Below are 15,719 nucleotides of genomic sequence, written 5' to 3' on the forward strand. Positions count from 1 at the left end.
GGTCAGTCGTTCATGCGGCCCTCCTGCTGGCCGAGGCGCTCGGGCCCGGACATGCTGGAGCCACCGGCCGGCACGTCGACGCTGCCCGGCGAGTAGTAGCGGCGCAGCCACTCGGCCAGTCCGTCGAGGCCGGGCAGCAGCACCCGCTCGGTGATCCCGGCCTGGTCGAGCCGCCGCCGGATCTCGACCTTGACCCCGGCCGGGATCGACCAGCCGCGCCACAGCCCGGGATGCTCGGCCAGCCAGTCGTCGAGCTGGTACGTCGCCCCCGACATCGCCGACAGCACCGACGACTGGTTGACCATGCGCTCGTCCAGCGACGGCGGCTCGAAGAAGGCGACGAACGGCCGGTCGCGGCCGAGCGCGTCGAAGCCGGCCAGACCGGCGGCGCGTTCGGCGAGCATCTCGGTGCTGAACAGCAGCGCGCCCTCGCCGTCGAGCACCTCGCGCAGCGGCCTGGGCAGCAGGCGGTGCGCGCCCGCGCAGTCGACGGCCAGCAGCACGGCGTCGTCGCCGGGCCAGGACGCGGTGGCGAAGTGCAGCGCGACCAGTGGGGAGAACGTCCAGTCCAGGAGGCGGGTGGGCAGGCCGTGGTGCTGGCCGAGAGCCAGCCAGTCCCAGACAGAAGGGCCAGGGGCGGCCCTGTGCGCATATTTTCTGAAATTTCGTATCAAGTGGGTTTCTAGGGTGGCGTAGTCGCCCGCCAGCCGCGCCAGGCTGTGCACGTGCGAGTACGTGCTCTTCGCCAGGCCACGGAAGACCAGCGTCGAGTGCGCGTGGGCCGGGCCTTCGGTGTGGCCGGCCGCGCTGATCGCGTCGTCCAGCTCGCGCCAGGACGACACCGTCACCATCCCCATGCGCCTCCGGTGCCCCTGGCCGCCCCTGTCACACCTGCCGTCGAGCCCTTGAGGTGGAGTGGACTCCAGGACCTAAAGTCGCGGACTATGACAATGCGCTACCGCGTACTCGGCGGCACCGGCATCGAGGTGAGCGTCCACTGCCTCGGGACGATGATGTTCGGCGCCGTCGGCAACCCCGACCACGACGACTGCGCCCGCATCGTCCACGCCGCCCTCGACCAGGGCGTCAACTTCGTGGACACGGCGGACATGTACTCCGCGGGCGAGTCCGAGGAGATCGTCGGCAAGGCGCTGAAGGGCCGCCGCGACGACGTCGTGCTGGCCACCAAGGTGCACTTCCGGATGGGCGAGGGGCCGAACAGGTCCGGGAACTCGCGCTTGTGGATCATGAAGGAGGTCGAGCAGAGCCTCCGGCGGCTCGGCACCGACTGGATCGATCTCTACCAGATCCACCGGCCCGACCACACGACCGACATCGAGGAGACGCTGTCGGCGCTGACCGACCTCGTGCGGCAGGGCAAGATCCGCGCGTTCGGCTGCTCGACGTTCCCGGCGGCGGAGATCGTCGAGGCTCACCAGGTCTCGGAGCGGCGGGCGCTGCACCGGTTCAGGACGGAGCAGCCGCCGTACTCGCTGTTCGCCCGCGGCGTCGAGAAGGACCTGCTGCCCGTCTGCCGCCGGTACGGCATGGGCGTCCTGACCTGGAGCCCGCTCGCGTCGGGCTTCCTGAGCGGCCGCTACCGCAAGAACGGCGACATCGACCTGACCACCGGCCGGGCCGCGCTGACCCCCCACCGCTTCGACCCGTCGATCCCGGAGAACGCCGCCAAGCTCGACGCCGTCGAGAAGCTGGTCGAGCTCGCGGACGACCTCGGCTGCACGCTCCCCCAGCTCGCCGTGGCCTTCGCCGCCGCGCACCCGGCGGTCACCTCGGTGATCACCGGGCCGCGGACGATGGCGCAGCTCGACGACCTGCTGAAGGGCGCCGCGCTCACGCTCGACGACGCCGCGCTCGACCGGATCGACGAGATCGTCCCGCCGGGGCGTGACATGTACCAGCCGGACGGCGCGTGGCGTCCGGCGTCACTGACCGACCCGGCGCTGCGCCGCCGCCCGCTCGCCGAGCGCGCCGCGGCCGGCTAGGTCCACAGGCTGTGGACGACGGCGGCCACCCGCCGGCCCTGCTCGCGGCCGGCGTGGGCCGCCGGTGACCGTACGGCGGGGTCGAGCGGGTTGGCGCCCATGGCCGCGACGGCGCCCTCGTCCGGGCTGACGACCTCGACCGCGGAGCCCTCCTTGCGCAGCAGGGCCACCTCCTGTTCGAGCGACGTCCAGGGTGAGGCGGGAGCGCCGGGCGGCTGGGGCGAGACCACCAGCACGCGTTCGAAGCCCGCCGCCAGGTCGGCGTTGTCGCTGGACCGCACGCCGCCGTCGACGTAGCGGCGGCCCTCGATGGTGACCGGCGGCCAGACCCCGGGCACGGCGCAACTGGCCGTCACCGCGTCCACCAGGTCAACCCCGGACGCCCGGTCGAACAGGCGGGTCTCACCGGTCGCCGCGTCGAGCGCGACCAGCACGAGCGGGCGCTGCGGCCAGTCGGTCTCGGGCAGGCGGGAGGCCACCGCCGCACGCCGTTCGGCCTCGCCGACCGTGGGGGCCTCCAGCGCCCAGGCGCCGATGCGCCGGTGCAGCTCGTCCCGGTCGTGGGCGCCGGCCAGGATGCCCTGGAGGGCGGCCGCGAAGGAGGCCGCGTCGAACACCGCGGGGATCTCCCTGGCCTGCAGCGCGGGATCGACCTGCCGCTGGAACAGCTCCTCGACGGTGAGCCGGCTGCGAGCCTGGGCGCCGACCGCCGAGCCGGCCGAGGTGCCCACGATCAGGTCGGCGTCCCGTACGTCCACGCCCTCGTCGGCCAGCCCGGCCAGCACGCCGGTCGCCCAGGCGATGCCCGCCACGCCGCCGCCCCCGAGCACCAGGGCCCGGCGACGGTCAGAAGCTTCAATTCGGTCCATGAGCATCATCATTCACCAACTGGGAACAAAGCGTGCCTTTCATCCGGGGCGTCCGTGTGTATGGTGAGCCTGTGGAACGTACTCATGATTTTGGGTACAACCCCGCCGTCGAGAGCCTGCGACTCATCGATCACGGGCTGCCGAGGTCCCTTCCCGGCAACCTGAGCGGACGCTTCCGCTTCACCCCTGCCTCCCTGTACGTCGGCGACCGGATCGCGGCGACCGCCTTCGCCCGCCTGGACGGCTTCGGCCTGTCCTGGGTGGACGTCTGGCTGCTGTCGTTCCGCCGCGGTCGTTGGGCGCTGCGCGCCGGCGACAGCATGTCCGCCGCGCGCAGCGACGACCTGCTGGCCCACCGGCAGGGCGTCTCGGTGTTCAAGGAGCACGGGCTGACCGACGAGAACGGGCGTCTCGACACCAACGCGGGTCGCTGGTTCCCCCGGCCGAAGCGGTGGGTGGCCTACGGGCTGCTGCGGCTGTCGGCCGAGGTGGAGACCGTCAGGCTGGGCGGGCGGGAGGTGCCGGTGCCGGGCCACGGCCTGCAGGCGCTCGCCTGGCGGTTGCAGGCCGGGCCGGTGGTCGCCGACCTGCTCGACGACATGGGCGAGACGATCGCGGCGGTGAGCCTGACCGCGTAGGCGCGCCTTGCGTCTCGGGCCGCCCACGCCTCTAGGCGCGCCGGCGTGCGCCACCGTGGGCGCGGGCCTCAGGGCGTGCGGAAGTCGGGCGCGTGGTCGCGGGCCCATGAGCGGAACGTGCGCGCGGGCCGGCCCAGCAGCTCCCGTACCGTGCCGGTCACGCGTTCCGGGGTGTGCGTGAACGACTCCCACGCCCTGAGCCGGGCCTCGACGAACGCCGGATCCCCCCAGGCGGCCGTCAGCTGCTCGCGGGCGACCTCCGGCGGCAGGTCCTCCCAGCGCACCTCGCGGCCGATCTCCTCGCCGACGGTCCGCGCCAGCTCCTCCTGGGTGATCGACTCGGGGCCGGTGATCAGGTACTTGGCGCCGTCGTGGCCGGGGGTGGTGAGCACGTGGGCGACGACGTCCGCGATGTCCCGCTCGTGGATCAGCGATCTGGCGGCCTTTCCGTACGGGAGCCGGACCACGCCTTGCCGGATCTGGGCGGCCCAGGCCAGCGTGTTCGTGGCGAAGTCGATGGCCCGGACGAACGTCCACCGCGTCCCGGACGCCCTGATCAGCCGTTCGATCTCCTGGTGGTAGCTCGTGGCGGGCTCGCCGTCCGCCAGGTCGGGCACGTCCGCCGACAGGTACACGACCTGCCCGGCGCGCCCGGCCACCGTGGTCACCACCCGGGGATCCACGGGGATGCCGGGCCACATCAGGTACACCCGGTCGCCGCCGCGCAGGGCGGTCTCAAGGCTGCCGGGGTCGGCCAGGTCGCCGCGTACGGCCTCGACGCCCTCCGGGAGCACCGCCCGGGCCGGGTCTCGGACCAGTGCCCGCACCTCGTGCCCGGCCTCCGCCAGGGAGGAGATCACATGCCTGCCCACGTTGCCGGTCGCGCCGGTCACCAGAATTCCGCTCATGAAAGGCAGCCTAAAACCTCGACCACAGTCAAGGTCTAGTGAAAGAACCGACTCTTCAGAGTGATAAGCCGCACATTCCGGGTAGCGGCAGGAACGGTGATCGCGCTTCAAGGGATGGGAAGGGCTCGGCCGGCGGCCGGGCCCTTCCGCTTGTTCCAGGGACAACGCGTCGGCATCCTCATGCGCGTCACAAGCCGTCCTCAGACAAACCTCATGCACGACCGGCATCGTCTCCGGCATGCACCCGACCGGTTCGACCGTCACGCCCGGATCCGCGCGCGACTCGTACGCCGTCCTCGTCGTGGACGAGCGCCCGCTCGGCCAGTCCCTCTCCCGCGCGATGCGCCGCTGGGACGTGCGCAGCCTCGGCGGCGGCGAGGCGGTCAGGGCCGTGCGCGGGTTCCGTCCGGGGGCGATCGTCCTGGACGTCAGGGGCGGCGGCGGCCGCTTCCTGCCCCGGCTGCGGGCCGCGCTGCCCGGCGTGCCGGTCCTGTTCCTGACCGCGCCGGACGCCCTGCCCGACCCCTCGCTCGGCCTGCGCGCGGGCGCCGACGACTACGTGATGCGGCCGTTCGGCGTGGACGAGGTCGTGATCAGGCTGCACGGCCTGCTGCGCCGCTCGGCCGGCGCACTGTCCGCCGCCCTGTCCGTCGGCGACCTCACCCTGGACCAGGAGACCCGCGAGGTACGGCGGGCCGGCCAGCAGGTCAGGCTCACCCCGACCGAGTTCGAGCTGCTGCGGCTGCTCATGCGCCATCCGGGACGCGCGCTCAGCAAGGCGCACATCCTCGACCGGGTATGGGCCTACGACTTCGCCGGCCAGGGCAACATCGTCGAGCTGTACATCTCCTACCTGCGCCGCAAGATCGACGCCGACCGCCGTCCGATGATCCACACCCTGCGCGGCGTCGGCTACGTGCTCAGACCGGCCGCCTGACGGCCCGCTAGATCCCGTCTAGCGGCCGTCTGGCGGCCGTCTCGCGCCTCCTTGGTGAGAGCCCGGAACGGGCCCGAGGGAGGTGGACGATGACGGGCAGGGACGACACCGCCGGCGGGAGCGCCGCACCGCTCCGCCTCGCGGTGATCATCGCGAGCACCCGCGTCGGGCGGATGGGCGAGACGGTGGCGAAGTGGTTCGCCGGGCGCGCCCGCGACCGTCCCGACCTGGCGGTCAGCCTCCTCGACCTGGCCGACTACGCCTTCCCCGGCCGCTACCCGGAGCGCGAGACCCCCTCGATGCGCCGCTTCACCGCGGCCGTCGGCGAGGCCGACGCCTTCGCCGTCGTCACCCCCGAGTACAACCGCAGCTTCCCGGCCTCGCTCAAGCAGGCCATCGACTACGCCTACGACGAATGGCAGGCCAAGCCGGCCGGTTTCGTCGCCTACGGCTCGGGATCTTCCGGCCTGTACGCGGTCGAGCAGCTCCGTACCGTCTTCTCCGCCCTGCACGTCGTGACGATGCGCGACTGGGTGGGCCTCGACCTGCTCGGGGACGACGTGGCCGGAAGCGGCGAACCGTACGACACCGACGACCGCGCGCGTGCGGTCGCGACCATGCTCGACCAGCTCACCTGGTGGGGCCGGGCGTTGCGCGACGCCCGGCGCGCCCAGCCGTACTGCTCATGAGAGGAACACCCATGCGAGACCTGGCGATACAGACCTCCGGCCTGGTCAAGGTCTTCGGCGACAACCGCGCCGTGGACGGCCTCGACCTGGAGGTGCCGGCCGGCACCGTCTACGGCGTGCTCGGCCCCAACGGCGCGGGCAAGACCACCGCCGTCCGCATGCTGGCCACCCTGCTGCGGCCGGACGGCGGCGAGGCCACCGTGTTCGGGCACGACGTGGTGCGCGAGGCCGACGCCGTGCGCAGCCGCGTCAGCCTGACCGGCCAGTACGCCTCCGTCGACGAGGACATGACCGGCGCCGAGAACCTGATCCTGCTCGGCCGCCTGCTCGGCCACCGCAAGCCGGCCGCCCGGGAGCGGGCGGCGCAGCTGCTGGAGGCGTTCGGGCTGACGGAGGCCGCGGGACGGCAGGTCAAGACGTACTCGGGCGGCATGCGGCGGCGCATCGACATCGCCGCCAGCATCCTCAACACGCCCGACCTGCTCTTCCTCGACGAGCCGACGACCGGCCTCGACCCGCGCAGCCGCAACCAGGTCTGGGACATCGTCCGCATCGTCGTCGCCCACGGCACCACCGTGCTGCTCACCACCCAGTACCTGGAGGAGGCCGACCGCCTGGCCGGCCGCATCGCGGTCATCGACCACGGCAGGGTCATCGCCGAGGGCACGCCGGGTGAGCTCAAGTCGTCCGTCGGCGCCGGCTCGGTCCACGTGCGGCTGCGCGACCCGGCCACCCGTCCCGAAGCCGAGCGGCTGCTGTCGCAGATCCTCGACGCGCCCGTCTACCTGGACGCCGACCCCGTGTCGCTCACCGCCCGCATCACCGGCCACGGCCGCGAGGCCGCCGCCGCCGAGCAGGCCTCGCGCGCGCTCGGCCGCCTGGCCGAGGCCGGGATCGTCGTCGACGACTTCTCCCTCGGCCAGCCCAGCCTGGACGAGGTCTTCCTCGCCCTCACCGACCACCCCGCCACCGGCACCACCGAGTCCGCGACCGCGCAGGAGGCCGCAGCATGACCGCCACCACCGAGACCGCCACGACCTACTCCCCCGCCGCCGACGTGCTCGGCACCGTCCTGGCCCCCGGGGTGAAGCCGCCCCGGCCGAGCGCGTGGTCGGCGTCGGTCACGTTCGGCTGGCGGGCCATCCTGAAGATCAAGCACGTGCCCGAGCAGCTCTTCGACGTGACCGCGTTCCCGCTCATGATGACGCTGATGTTCACGTACCTGTTCGGCGGCGCCCTGGCCGGCTCCCCAACCGACTACCTGCAGTTCCTGCTGCCCGGCATCATGGTGAGCAGCGTCGTGATGATCACCATGTACACCGGGGTGGAGGTCAACAAGGACATCGAGAAGGGGGTGTTCGACCGCTTCCGCACCCTGCCGATCTGGCGTCCCTCGACCATGGTGGGCTACCTGCTCGGCGACGTCCTGCGCTACACCCTGGCCTCGACGGTCATCCTCGCCGTCGGCCTGGCGCTGGGGTTCCGTCCGCAGGGGGGCGTCACGGGCGTGCTGGCCGGGATCGTGCTGCTGCTCGGCTTCTCCTTCGCCTTCTCGTGGGTGTGGACGATGTTCGGCCTGCTCATGCGGAGCGAGAAGTCGGTGATGGGCATGAGCATGCTCGTCCTGTTCCCGCTGACCTTCCTCAGCAACGTGTACGTCGACCCGGCCACGATGCCCGGCTGGCTGCAGATCTTCGTCAACGTCAACCCGATCACCCGGCTGGTGGCCGCCGTCCGTTCCCTGATGGCGGGCACCCCGGACGTGGGCGAGCTGACCTGGGTCCTGATCGCGTCCGTCCTGCTCATCGCCGTCTTCGGCACCCTGACCATGCGCCTCTACAACCGCAAATAACCGCCATCGCACGGATCGGGCGCGCAGAGCAGGCATCCCCTGCCCTGCGCGCCCGATCCGCGCTGCGCCGGGCCCTCCCAGGGCTAGCAGTAGTGCGGGACCCGGGCGGTGAACTCGGCGGTGGAGAGCAGGACGTCGTGGCCGTCCTTCTCCGGCTCGCGGTACTCCGTGACGATGACCTGGCCAGGGCGGACCTTCTCGCCGCTCTCACCGGTGAAGACCACGCCGTACATGCGGGCGTTCCTCTTGGCGTCGTAGCCGGCCGCCATGTACTTCCGCTCCCGCGGGAACTCCAGGTCGCCCTCGGCCACCGACCATCCCGGGGAGATCTTCTCCAGGTCCAGGTAGGCCATGGATCCGGGCAGCGGCGGTGCGGTGAGGCGTGCCTGGTCCACGAGGCTCTCGTCGCTCCGGTGATAGACGGCCACACCGTCCGGCGGCCGTCCGCACCAGGCCAGGACCAGGGTCAGCCTGCCCTCGGCGTTGACCGTGACGCCGGTCAGGCCGCCGAGGCTCGGCGTGGTCGGGAATGGCAGGCATCCGGTCGCGGCGGTGAGTGCGAGCAGGGCGAGGGCACGCCGCCGTGGACGTCGTCCGATCGTGGTTCCGGAGGCCGGCGGCATCAGGCGTCTCCTCTGCTGGGGCGGTCTGCGGGATGAGATCCGCCTGACGCGGGAGAGGTTCGATGGCCCGAGGTCTCGATGCGGTTGCGAATGCCCGGTTACAGGCGCCAGGTGATGGGCGTGGTGGGCTGGTAGCGGCAGGTGGCGCCGGTGGAGATGGTGGCGCGGAGGTGGGTGGCGAGTTCGGGGTGGGTCTGGGTGAGCTTGCGGAGGGTGTCGCGGATTCGGGCGGTCACTGTCTTGCGGGCCCGTTCGGCTTCGTCGCCCAGACGGCGGGAGCGGCCGCCCAGCCCGGCGGCCGTGCGGAGCTCCTCCAGCAGGGCCGCCCTCTCGCGGTCGTACTCGGCCGCCCGGTCGTCGTCGCCGCGGGCGGCGGCCCGGTCGATCTCGTCGTCGAGGACGGACAGGCGGCGGCGGTAGTCGGCCTTGGCCTCCTCGTCGAGGACGGCGTCGCCGCCCATCGCGCGGGCGGCCAGCACGACGTCGCCGCCCTCCGGGGCCAGCAGAGCGACGGCGGGGATGTCGGCGCCGGGGTGGCCGAGCAGGTGGTGCAGGTCGCGCAGGCCCTTGGCGTCGGGCATGTGGGCCAGCCGCCCGGCGAACCTGAGGGCCCAGACCTCGCCGTCCTTGCGGAAGTCGCCCGTGGCCGGCTCGGGGCCGTCGGCGCGGGCCGGGGCCTGCGGGGGCGCGGGCTCGGCGGCGGCGCTCCCCGGCGGCGGGAGGGTGTCGAGGACGTGGTGCATGCCGAGCTCGGCCGCCTCGCGCCGGACCTCCGCCAGCACGGGACGGGCCCCGTCGGTGTCGCCGCCGGCCAGGAGGGCCTCGGCCAGGCGGGCACGGGCCAGCACCGACCACGGGCGGGCCCGCATCCGGTCGGCCGACCGGTACGCCCGCGCGAACCCCTCGGCCGCCTCCGCCCACCGCCCCTCGGCCAGGTCGAGCAGGGCGATCCACAGGTCGTAGGGGCCGCTGATGTCCCAGCCGTAGTAGGACACCGCCCACCTGCCCCGGTACGGCAGCAGCGCGGCCCGCGCCCCGGCGGCCAGCTCCCGGTCGTGGGTGGCGGCGGCCAGCTCCGCCTGGAAACGCAGCCACAGCGGCTCGGCCATGCGCCCCACCCGCGCGCCGGCCGCGTGGTGGCGCAGCGCGGTGCCGACGTCGCCGGCCTGCAGGGCGGTCAGCGCCTCCAGCAGGCCGCGGTCGGGGTGGCGGCCGGCCCTGAGCCTGCGCAGGACGTCTTCCTGCTCCTCCACCCTGCCCTGGAGCCAGCGGATCGCCCAGCGGTGGTGGTCGAGCATGACGTCGAAGTCGTGGTCCTTGCCGTCGAGGGACAGCCCCGTCATCAGCGACTCGGCCTCGGCGAAGCGGCCGGCGAGCGCGGCCACGATGCTGGCGTCGACGGACGTGGTGAGGTTGAGGTGGGCGTCGTCGGTGCTGCGGCCCCTGGCCGCGTAGTCGTGGAACCGGTCGAGGTAGCGGGGGTCGCCCTCCTCGATCATGGCCACCCAGCGCAGGGCGCCGGCGAGGTGTTCGAGCTCGCGGTCGGAGGTGCGCCGGGCGACGTCGAGCAGCTCGCCGGTCAGGGCCACGCGCTCGCCCGCCGTGCCGGGGCCCCAGATGATGTCGTGGTGGGCCCACAGGCTGAAGGCCAGGACGTCGTCGTCGCCTCCCCTGCGGGCCCGGGCGGTGAGGTGGAAGACCAGGTCGAGGGCCAGGCGGTCGTCGGGGGCCGGCTCGCCGACGAGCGCGGCGTGGGCCCGGCGCAGCCGGTCGAGGGAGTCGTCGTGGCCGTGGTGGGAGCGGAAGACCAGCGCGACGCGGGCGGTCAGCTCGGGGTCGCCGAGCTCGGCGGCGACGGCGGCGGCCTCCTCGAACAGCCGGCGGCCCGCGTCGCGCTCGCCGCGGTGGTGCAGCTCCCGGCCGAGGTCGAGGCAGACCAGCACGCGCCGGCGGGGCGCGGCGGCGGCGCTCAGCTCGTGGGCGCGACGCAGGTGGCCGAGCTCCTCCTCGCCGGCCAGCCGGCTGCGGGCGGCGCGGGCGGCGGCCTGGAGCAGGTCGATCGCGCGCTCGGGGTCGACGCGGTCGCCGGCGAGGTAGGCGTGCCGGGCCAGGTCGCTCGGCAGCATGCGGCTGGCCAGGTCGGGGGCGCCGTCGAGGGCGCGCACCACGGCGGCGTGCAGGTCGCGCACGTCGGCGACGGCGTCGTAGAGGGTCTCGCGGACGAGGTCGTGGGCGAAGGCGAACCGGCCGCCGCCCTTGGTCACCACCAGCCTGGCGATCACGGCGAGATCGAGGAGACGGTCGACGTGCGCGACGGGGGCGGCCACGGTGGCGGCCAGCACCTGGCGGTGGAACTCGCGCCCGAGCACGGCCGCGGCGGGCAGCAGCTCCGACACCGGACGCGGCAGCAGGGACAGCCGGCGCAGCAGCGCGTCGCGGACCCCGGGCGCCACGGCCGTGGCCGAGCCGCCGCTGCGCCACAGCCGGGCCGTCTGCTCGACGAAGAACGGGTTTCCGCCCGTGCGCACGTGGACCTCGGCCACCAGGTCGGCGGGCGGGTCGAGCCCGGCGGTGCGGGCCATGAGGGCGCCCACCCCGGCCTGGTCGAGGCCGGTGAGCGTGATGGTGGTGGCCTTGGCGACGAGCGGCGACAGCAGGTCGCGCAGCGGGTGGTCGACCGGCTCGACCTCGGCGTCGCGGTAGGTGCCGACCAGGAGCAGGCGCTCGAACCAGGTCTGACGGGCCGCGAATTCAAGCAGCCGCAGCGAGGCGGGGTCGGCCGCGTGGAGGTCGTCGATGACGATCACGAGCGGGTGGTGCTGGGAGAGCGACACCAGGGCGGTGGTGACCGCGTCGTAGATCTGGAACGCGGAGGCGGGGTCGGGGTCGGCGGTGACCTCCAGGTGCGGCTGGGCGAGCGCCGCCGCCTCGCCGAGCAGGGCGGCCAGGCTGCCGCCGGCCGACTGCTCGGCCTCGGCCCACTCGTGGGGGGCGGCCGAGCGGCGCAGGGCGCGGATGACCTGGACCCAGGGCCAGTAGCCGGGGGCGCTGCCGGAGTCCCAGCAGGCGCCGCCGACCACGAGCGCTCCCCTGCGCCTGGCCTCGGCGGCGGCGCTGGTGACGAGCGTGGTCTTGCCGATGCCGGCCTCGCCGGTGACCAGGACCAGGCCGCCGTGGCTGTCGACCACCCGCGCGACCTCGGCGCGCAGCAGCGCGGCGGGGTGGTCCCTGCCGATCAGCTCGTGTGGCCTGGCTTCGGTTGGCATGACACCCGCACGTTATCCGCCGCCGCCGACAAAATCCGCGTGTACGCCGCTACCAGGCGACCTCCAGCTCGGTCAGGCCGTAGACGACGTTGAAGGAGCGGAACTCCGGCGTGGACTCCGTCGGGCGCAGGCCGGGGAAGCGCTCGAAGAGCGCGGGGAAGGCGATCTTCATCTCCATGCGGGCGAGCGGCGCGCCCAGGCAGTGGTGGACGCCGTGGCCGAAGGCGACGTGGCCGGGGGCGCCGCGGGTGATGTCGAGGGTGTCGGGGTCGGCGATGAAGGCGGGGTCGCGGTTGGCGGCGGGCAGCGAGCACAGGATCATCTCGCCCGCGCCGATGGTCCGCCCGGCCAGCTCGACCTCCCTGGACGTGATCTTGACCGTGCCGGAGTGGACGATGCTGAGCCAGCGCAGCAGCTCCTCCACCGTCGCGTCGATGCGCTCGGGCTCCTTGCGCAGGAGTTCGAGCTGCCCGGGGTTGCGCAGCAGGGCCAGCGTGCCGAGCGAGAGCATGTTGGAGGTGGTCTCGTGCCCGGCCAGCAGCAGCAGGTTGCCGATGCCGACGAGCTCGCTGGTGGTCAGGTCGTCGCCGTGCTCGCGGATGAGCATGCCGAGCAGGTCCTCGCCCGGGTCGGTGCGCATGCGGGTGACCAGGTCGCGCATGTACGCCCGCGACTCGAAGCTGGCCGCCACCCGCTCCTCGACCGGCAGCGACAGGTCCAGCATGCGCCCGGAACGCCGCTGGAAGTCGGCGCGGTCCTCGTACGGCACGCCCAGCAGCTCGCAGATCACCAGCGACGGGATCGGCAGCGCGAACGACGACACCAGGTCGGCCGGGGAGCCCGCGGCCTCCATGGCGTCGAGGTGCTCGTGCACGATGTCCCTGATGCGGGGCTCCAGCCGCTTCATCCGGCGGATCGTGAACTCGGGCGTCAGCATCCTGCGCAGCCGGGTGTGCTCGGGCGGGTCCTGGCCGAGCAGGTTGCCCGCGCGCAGCTCGGCGAGCTGTTCCTCGGTCAGCTCGGGCGCTCCCGGCATGCGGGCCGAGCCCTGCCTGGCGAGCCTGAACCGGTCGGCGTCGCCCAGGACCTCGCGGACGTCGGCGTACCGGGTCACCACCCATGCCTCCAGGCCGAGGAGGGTGTCGATGCGCTTGATCCGTTCCTGGTCGCGCACCTCGCCCAGTTCGGGGGTCGGGTCGAACTCCACCCGCCGCATGTGCAGCGGCACCGCCGAGGACTCAGTCATGGAACGACCGTAACAAGTCCGGCGGCCGTCCTCTAGATCGTTCCCGATCGGTGATCCGGCCGGCGGTTTCGGCCCGAGCTTGACGTGGGACGCGCGGCGCTTGGAGTATGCCGCTGATCACCATGACGAATGGGAGCAAGCGTGCGCCAGACCGACATACCGGTACTGATCGCCGGAGGCGGGCCCGTCGGGCTGGCGACGGCCGTGGAGCTGGCCCACCACGGGGTGCGCAGCATGGTCGTCGAGCCGCGCGAGAGCGTGTCGTGGCTGCGTCCGCGCGCCAAGACCACGTCGGCGCGGTCGATGGAGCTGCTGCGCAGGTGGGGGCTGGCCGAGACGGTGCGCGCCCGCGCGCCGCTCGCGGTCTCCTGGTCGGACGAGGCGGTGTTCACGACCGGCCTGCTCGGCCGCGAGATCACCAGGATCGGCGGCTGCTTCGGCCTCGACCTGACCGGCTCCGACCTGGCCGCCGAGCCGGGCCAGCAGGTGCCGCAGCCGATCGTCGAGGAGGTGCTGCGCGAGGCCGTCGGCGACGCGCTGCTCACCGGCTGGCGGGTGACCGGCCTGCGCGAGGACGCCGACGGCGTCACCGCCGACCTGGCCGCCGCGGACGGCGGCACCCGCCAGGTGCGCGCCGCCTACGTCGTCGGCTGCGACGGCGCCCGCAGCGTGACGCGCCCGGCCATCGGCGCCCGCTACGAGGGCCGCCAGGACGCCAGGCCCAACTTCAACGTCGTCTTCCGCGCGCCCGGCCTGGCCGGCCGGGTGCCCCACGGCCCCGCCGTGCACTACTGGGTGCTGAACCCGGCCCAGCCCGGCATGCTCGGCCGGCTCGACCTGGAGGACCTGTGGTGGTGCATCGCCCAGGGCGTCCCGGCGGAGGGCACCGATCCGGTGCGCCTGGTCCGCAACCTGGTCGGGGCCGACGTCGAGGTCGAGATCCTGGCCACCGACCCGTGGACCGCGCGCATGCTGCTGGCCGACCGGTACGCCGGCGAGCGGGTGTTCCTGGCGGGCGACGCCGCGCACCAGAACCCGCCCTACGGCGGCCACGGCTTCAACACCGGCATCGGGGACGCGGTCAACCTCGGCTGGAAGCTGGCCGCCGTACTGAACGGATGGGCCCCCGCGACCCTGCTGGCCAGCTACGAGGCCGAACGCCGGCCGGTCGCGGCGGCCACGATCGAGGCCGCCGCCGCCAACATGGCCACGCTCGCGCCCGAACTGGCCGATCCCGCCCTGATGGGCCCGGACGCGGAGTTCGAGCGGGTGCGCCCGGCCGTCGCGGAGGCGGTGCGGCGGACCAAGGACAGCGAGTTCCACAGCCTGGACCTGGTGCTGGGGTACACGTACGCGGGGTCGCCGGTGGTGGCCGGGGGGTGTGGCGAGCGGCTGCCGCACCGGTGGCTCGCTCCCGGCGAGTCGCTCTACGACCGGCTCGGGCCGGGGTTCAGCCTGGTGGGCGACCTGTCGTCGCCGGAGGCCAAGGTGCTGACGGAGCGGGCGGCCGAGCTGGGCGTGCCGCTGCGGGAGGTGCACCTGCCGGACCCGGCCGGCACGCTGGCCCTGGTCCGCCCCGACCAGCACGTGGCCTGGCGCCCGTCGCCGGGCCAGGACGCGGCCCACGCCCTGGACCTGGCGATCGGGCGTCCCGCCTGACTCGCCCCCCGGGCCCGGCGCCCGGGCGGCCGGAACCAGCCGGTCTAGGGTGGGTGCATGCGCGTAGTGGTGATCGGGGCGAGTGGGCACATCGGCACCTATCTGGTCCCGCGCCTGGTGGACGCGGGCCACGACGTGGTCGCGGTGAGCCGGGGCAGGCGGGAGCCGTACACGCCGCACGGCGCGTGGGAGCGGGTCGCCGCCGTGGCCGCCGACCGGGAGGCCGAGGAGGCCGCGGGCACGTTCGGACGGCGGATCGCCGAGCTGGAGCCCGACGTCGTCGTCGACCTCATCTGCTTCACCGAGGCCAGCGCCCGCCACCTGGCCGGGGCGCTGGCCGGCCGGGTCCGGCAGTTCCTGCACTGCGGCACGATCTGGGTGCACGGCCCGAGCACCCGCGTCCCGACGACCGAAGACCGCCCGAAACGCCCGATCGGCGAGTACGGCCGGCAGAAGGCCGCGATCGAGGCGTACCTGCTCGACCTGGCCGCGCGGGAGGGCTTCCCGGCCACGATCGTCCATCCCGGCCACATCACCGGCCCCGGCTGGATCCCGGTCAACCCGGCCGGCAACCTCGACCCGGCCGTCTTCCAGGCGCTGGCCGACGGCGAGGAGGTGCGGCTGCCCAACCTGGGCATGGAGACCGTGCAGCACGTCCACGCCGACGACGTCGCCCGGCTGTTCGTGGACGCCATGAACAACCCGGCCGCCGCCAGGGGCGAGAGCTTCCACTCGGTGGCCGTGACGGCGCTGACGCTGCGCGGCTACGCCGAGGCGGTGGCGGGCTGGTCCGGCCGGGAGGCGCGGCTGTCGTACCTGCCGTGGGAGCAGTGGCGGGAGACCGTGCAGGAGCACCACGCCCGCGTCACCTATGACCACATCGCGCACAGCCCCCACTGCAGCATGGAGAAGGCCGGGCGGCTGCTCGGCCACCGCCCGCGGCACACCTCGCTGGAGGCGGTCGCCGAGGCGGTCGACTGGTTGGTCCGGGCGGGCACCCTCACCCGCTGACCCCCACCTGACCAGCGA

14 protein-coding genes are annotated in these 15,719 nt (G+C 73.6%); 8 read left to right on the top strand and 6 right to left on the bottom strand.

Annotation, left to right across the window (positions count from 1 at the left end):
• Positions 1–2: 2 nt before the first annotated feature.
• Positions 3–857, bottom strand: a complete 855-nt coding sequence (locus tag ACIBQ8_RS44475) for an FRG domain-containing protein (RefSeq protein ID WP_397179161.1) — start codon at positions 855–857, stop codon at positions 3–5.
• Between the two features lie 87 nt (positions 858–944).
• Between ACIBQ8_RS44475 and ACIBQ8_RS44480 the strand changes: the two genes are divergently transcribed.
• Positions 945–2,003 carry an aldo/keto reductase gene (locus tag ACIBQ8_RS44480; protein ID WP_397179160.1) on the top strand — a complete coding sequence of 353 codons (1,059 nt, stop codon included), beginning with the start codon at positions 945–947 and terminating at the stop codon, positions 2,001–2,003.
• On the opposite strand, the gene ACIBQ8_RS44485 is transcribed toward ACIBQ8_RS44480, so the two are convergent.
• Entirely contained in the window at positions 2,000–2,872 is an 873-nt protein-coding gene (locus ACIBQ8_RS44485; RefSeq protein WP_397179159.1) for a patatin-like phospholipase family protein, read from the bottom strand. The genes ACIBQ8_RS44480 and ACIBQ8_RS44485 overlap by 4 nt on opposite strands.
• Positions 2,873–2,943: 71 nt before the next feature.
• Here ACIBQ8_RS44485 and ACIBQ8_RS44490 point away from each other — a divergent pair, with 71 nt between their 5' ends.
• Complete coding sequence (locus ACIBQ8_RS44490) at positions 2,944–3,510, top strand: hypothetical protein (RefSeq protein ID WP_397195155.1); 567 nt, start codon at positions 2,944–2,946, stop codon at positions 3,508–3,510.
• A gap of 68 nt (positions 3,511–3,578) precedes the next feature.
• On the opposite strand, the gene ACIBQ8_RS44495 is transcribed toward ACIBQ8_RS44490, so the two are convergent.
• Positions 3,579–4,418 (bottom strand): NmrA family NAD(P)-binding protein, encoded by an 840-nt coding sequence (locus tag ACIBQ8_RS44495; protein WP_397195156.1) that lies wholly within the window; start codon positions 4,416–4,418, stop codon positions 3,579–3,581.
• A 238-nt stretch (positions 4,419–4,656) separates the two neighbouring features.
• Between ACIBQ8_RS44495 and ACIBQ8_RS44500 the strand changes: the two genes are divergently transcribed.
• From ACIBQ8_RS44500 to ACIBQ8_RS44515, 4 genes are all read left to right on the top strand, one after another.
• The gene (locus tag ACIBQ8_RS44500) at positions 4,657–5,355 is read left to right on the top strand and encodes a response regulator transcription factor (protein WP_397179156.1); all 699 of its coding nucleotides are present in this window, start codon (positions 4,657–4,659) and stop codon (positions 5,353–5,355) included.
• Positions 5,356–5,444: 89 nt separating this feature from the next.
• Positions 5,445–6,044, top strand: coding sequence for an NADPH-dependent FMN reductase (locus tag ACIBQ8_RS44505; protein WP_397179155.1), 600 nt, complete (start codon positions 5,445–5,447; stop codon positions 6,042–6,044).
• Between the two features lie 11 nt (positions 6,045–6,055).
• A complete protein-coding gene (locus tag ACIBQ8_RS44510; protein ID WP_397179154.1) occupies positions 6,056–7,057 on the top strand; it encodes an ATP-binding cassette domain-containing protein in 1,002 nt (333 codons plus the stop codon).
• Positions 7,054–7,896: an ABC transporter permease gene (locus ACIBQ8_RS44515; protein WP_397179153.1), complete on the top strand. Its 843-nt coding sequence runs from the start codon at positions 7,054–7,056 to the stop codon at positions 7,894–7,896. Before ACIBQ8_RS44510 ends, ACIBQ8_RS44515 begins: the two co-directional genes overlap by 4 nt.
• A gap of 83 nt (positions 7,897–7,979) precedes the next feature.
• On the opposite strand, the gene ACIBQ8_RS44520 is transcribed toward ACIBQ8_RS44515, so the two are convergent.
• The 3 genes from ACIBQ8_RS44520 to ACIBQ8_RS44530 form a co-directional block, all read right to left on the bottom strand.
• The gene (locus tag ACIBQ8_RS44520; RefSeq protein ID WP_397179152.1) at positions 7,980–8,519 is read right to left on the bottom strand and encodes a hypothetical protein; all 540 of its coding nucleotides are present in this window, start codon (positions 8,517–8,519) and stop codon (positions 7,980–7,982) included.
• A 98-nt stretch (positions 8,520–8,617) separates the two neighbouring features.
• The gene (locus ACIBQ8_RS44525) at positions 8,618–11,785 is read right to left on the bottom strand and encodes an ATP-binding protein (protein ID WP_397195157.1); all 3,168 of its coding nucleotides are present in this window, start codon (positions 11,783–11,785) and stop codon (positions 8,618–8,620) included.
• A gap of 49 nt (positions 11,786–11,834) precedes the next feature.
• Positions 11,835–13,031 carry a cytochrome P450 gene (locus ACIBQ8_RS44530; RefSeq protein ID WP_397195158.1) on the bottom strand — a complete coding sequence of 399 codons (1,197 nt, stop codon included), beginning with the start codon at positions 13,029–13,031 and terminating at the stop codon, positions 11,835–11,837.
• Between the two features lie 141 nt (positions 13,032–13,172).
• Between ACIBQ8_RS44530 and ACIBQ8_RS44535 the strand changes: the two genes are divergently transcribed.
• Positions 13,173–14,690, top strand: a complete 1,518-nt coding sequence (locus ACIBQ8_RS44535) for an FAD-dependent monooxygenase (protein WP_397195159.1) — start codon at positions 13,173–13,175, stop codon at positions 14,688–14,690.
• A 57-nt stretch (positions 14,691–14,747) separates the two neighbouring features.
• Positions 14,748–15,701 (top strand): NAD-dependent epimerase/dehydratase family protein, encoded by a 954-nt coding sequence (locus tag ACIBQ8_RS44540; protein WP_397195160.1) that lies wholly within the window; start codon positions 14,748–14,750, stop codon positions 15,699–15,701.
• The last annotated feature ends 18 nt before the right edge of the window (positions 15,702–15,719 follow it).

Source organism: Nonomuraea sp. NPDC049646, assembly GCF_044465525.1.
Classification (GTDB): domain Bacteria; phylum Actinomycetota; class Actinomycetes; order Streptosporangiales; family Streptosporangiaceae; genus Nonomuraea.

Coding starts and splice junctions, on each gene's coding strand:
- ACIBQ8_RS44475 (WP_397179161.1), bottom strand. CDS start 857: ATGGGGATGGTGACGGTGTCGTCCTGGCGCGAGCTGGACGACGCGATC.
- ACIBQ8_RS44480 (WP_397179160.1), top strand. CDS start 945: ATGACAATGCGCTACCGCGTACTCGGCGGCACCGGCATCGAGGTGAGC.
- ACIBQ8_RS44485 (WP_397179159.1), bottom strand. CDS start 2,872: ATGGACCGAATTGAAGCTTCTGACCGTCGCCGGGCCCTGGTGCTCGGG.
- ACIBQ8_RS44495 (WP_397195156.1), bottom strand. CDS start 4,418: ATGAGCGGAATTCTGGTGACCGGCGCGACCGGCAACGTGGGCAGGCAT.
- ACIBQ8_RS44500 (WP_397179156.1), top strand. CDS start 4,657: ATGCACCCGACCGGTTCGACCGTCACGCCCGGATCCGCGCGCGACTCG.
- ACIBQ8_RS44505 (WP_397179155.1), top strand. CDS start 5,445: ATGACGGGCAGGGACGACACCGCCGGCGGGAGCGCCGCACCGCTCCGC.
- ACIBQ8_RS44510 (WP_397179154.1), top strand. CDS start 6,056: ATGCGAGACCTGGCGATACAGACCTCCGGCCTGGTCAAGGTCTTCGGC.
- ACIBQ8_RS44515 (WP_397179153.1), top strand. CDS start 7,054: ATGACCGCCACCACCGAGACCGCCACGACCTACTCCCCCGCCGCCGAC.
- ACIBQ8_RS44520 (WP_397179152.1), bottom strand. CDS start 8,519: ATGCCGCCGGCCTCCGGAACCACGATCGGACGACGTCCACGGCGGCGT.
- ACIBQ8_RS44525 (WP_397195157.1), bottom strand. CDS start 11,785: ATGCCAACCGAAGCCAGGCCACACGAGCTGATCGGCAGGGACCACCCC.
- ACIBQ8_RS44530 (WP_397195158.1), bottom strand. CDS start 13,031: ATGACTGAGTCCTCGGCGGTGCCGCTGCACATGCGGCGGGTGGAGTTC.
- ACIBQ8_RS44540 (WP_397195160.1), top strand. CDS start 14,748: ATGCGCGTAGTGGTGATCGGGGCGAGTGGGCACATCGGCACCTATCTG.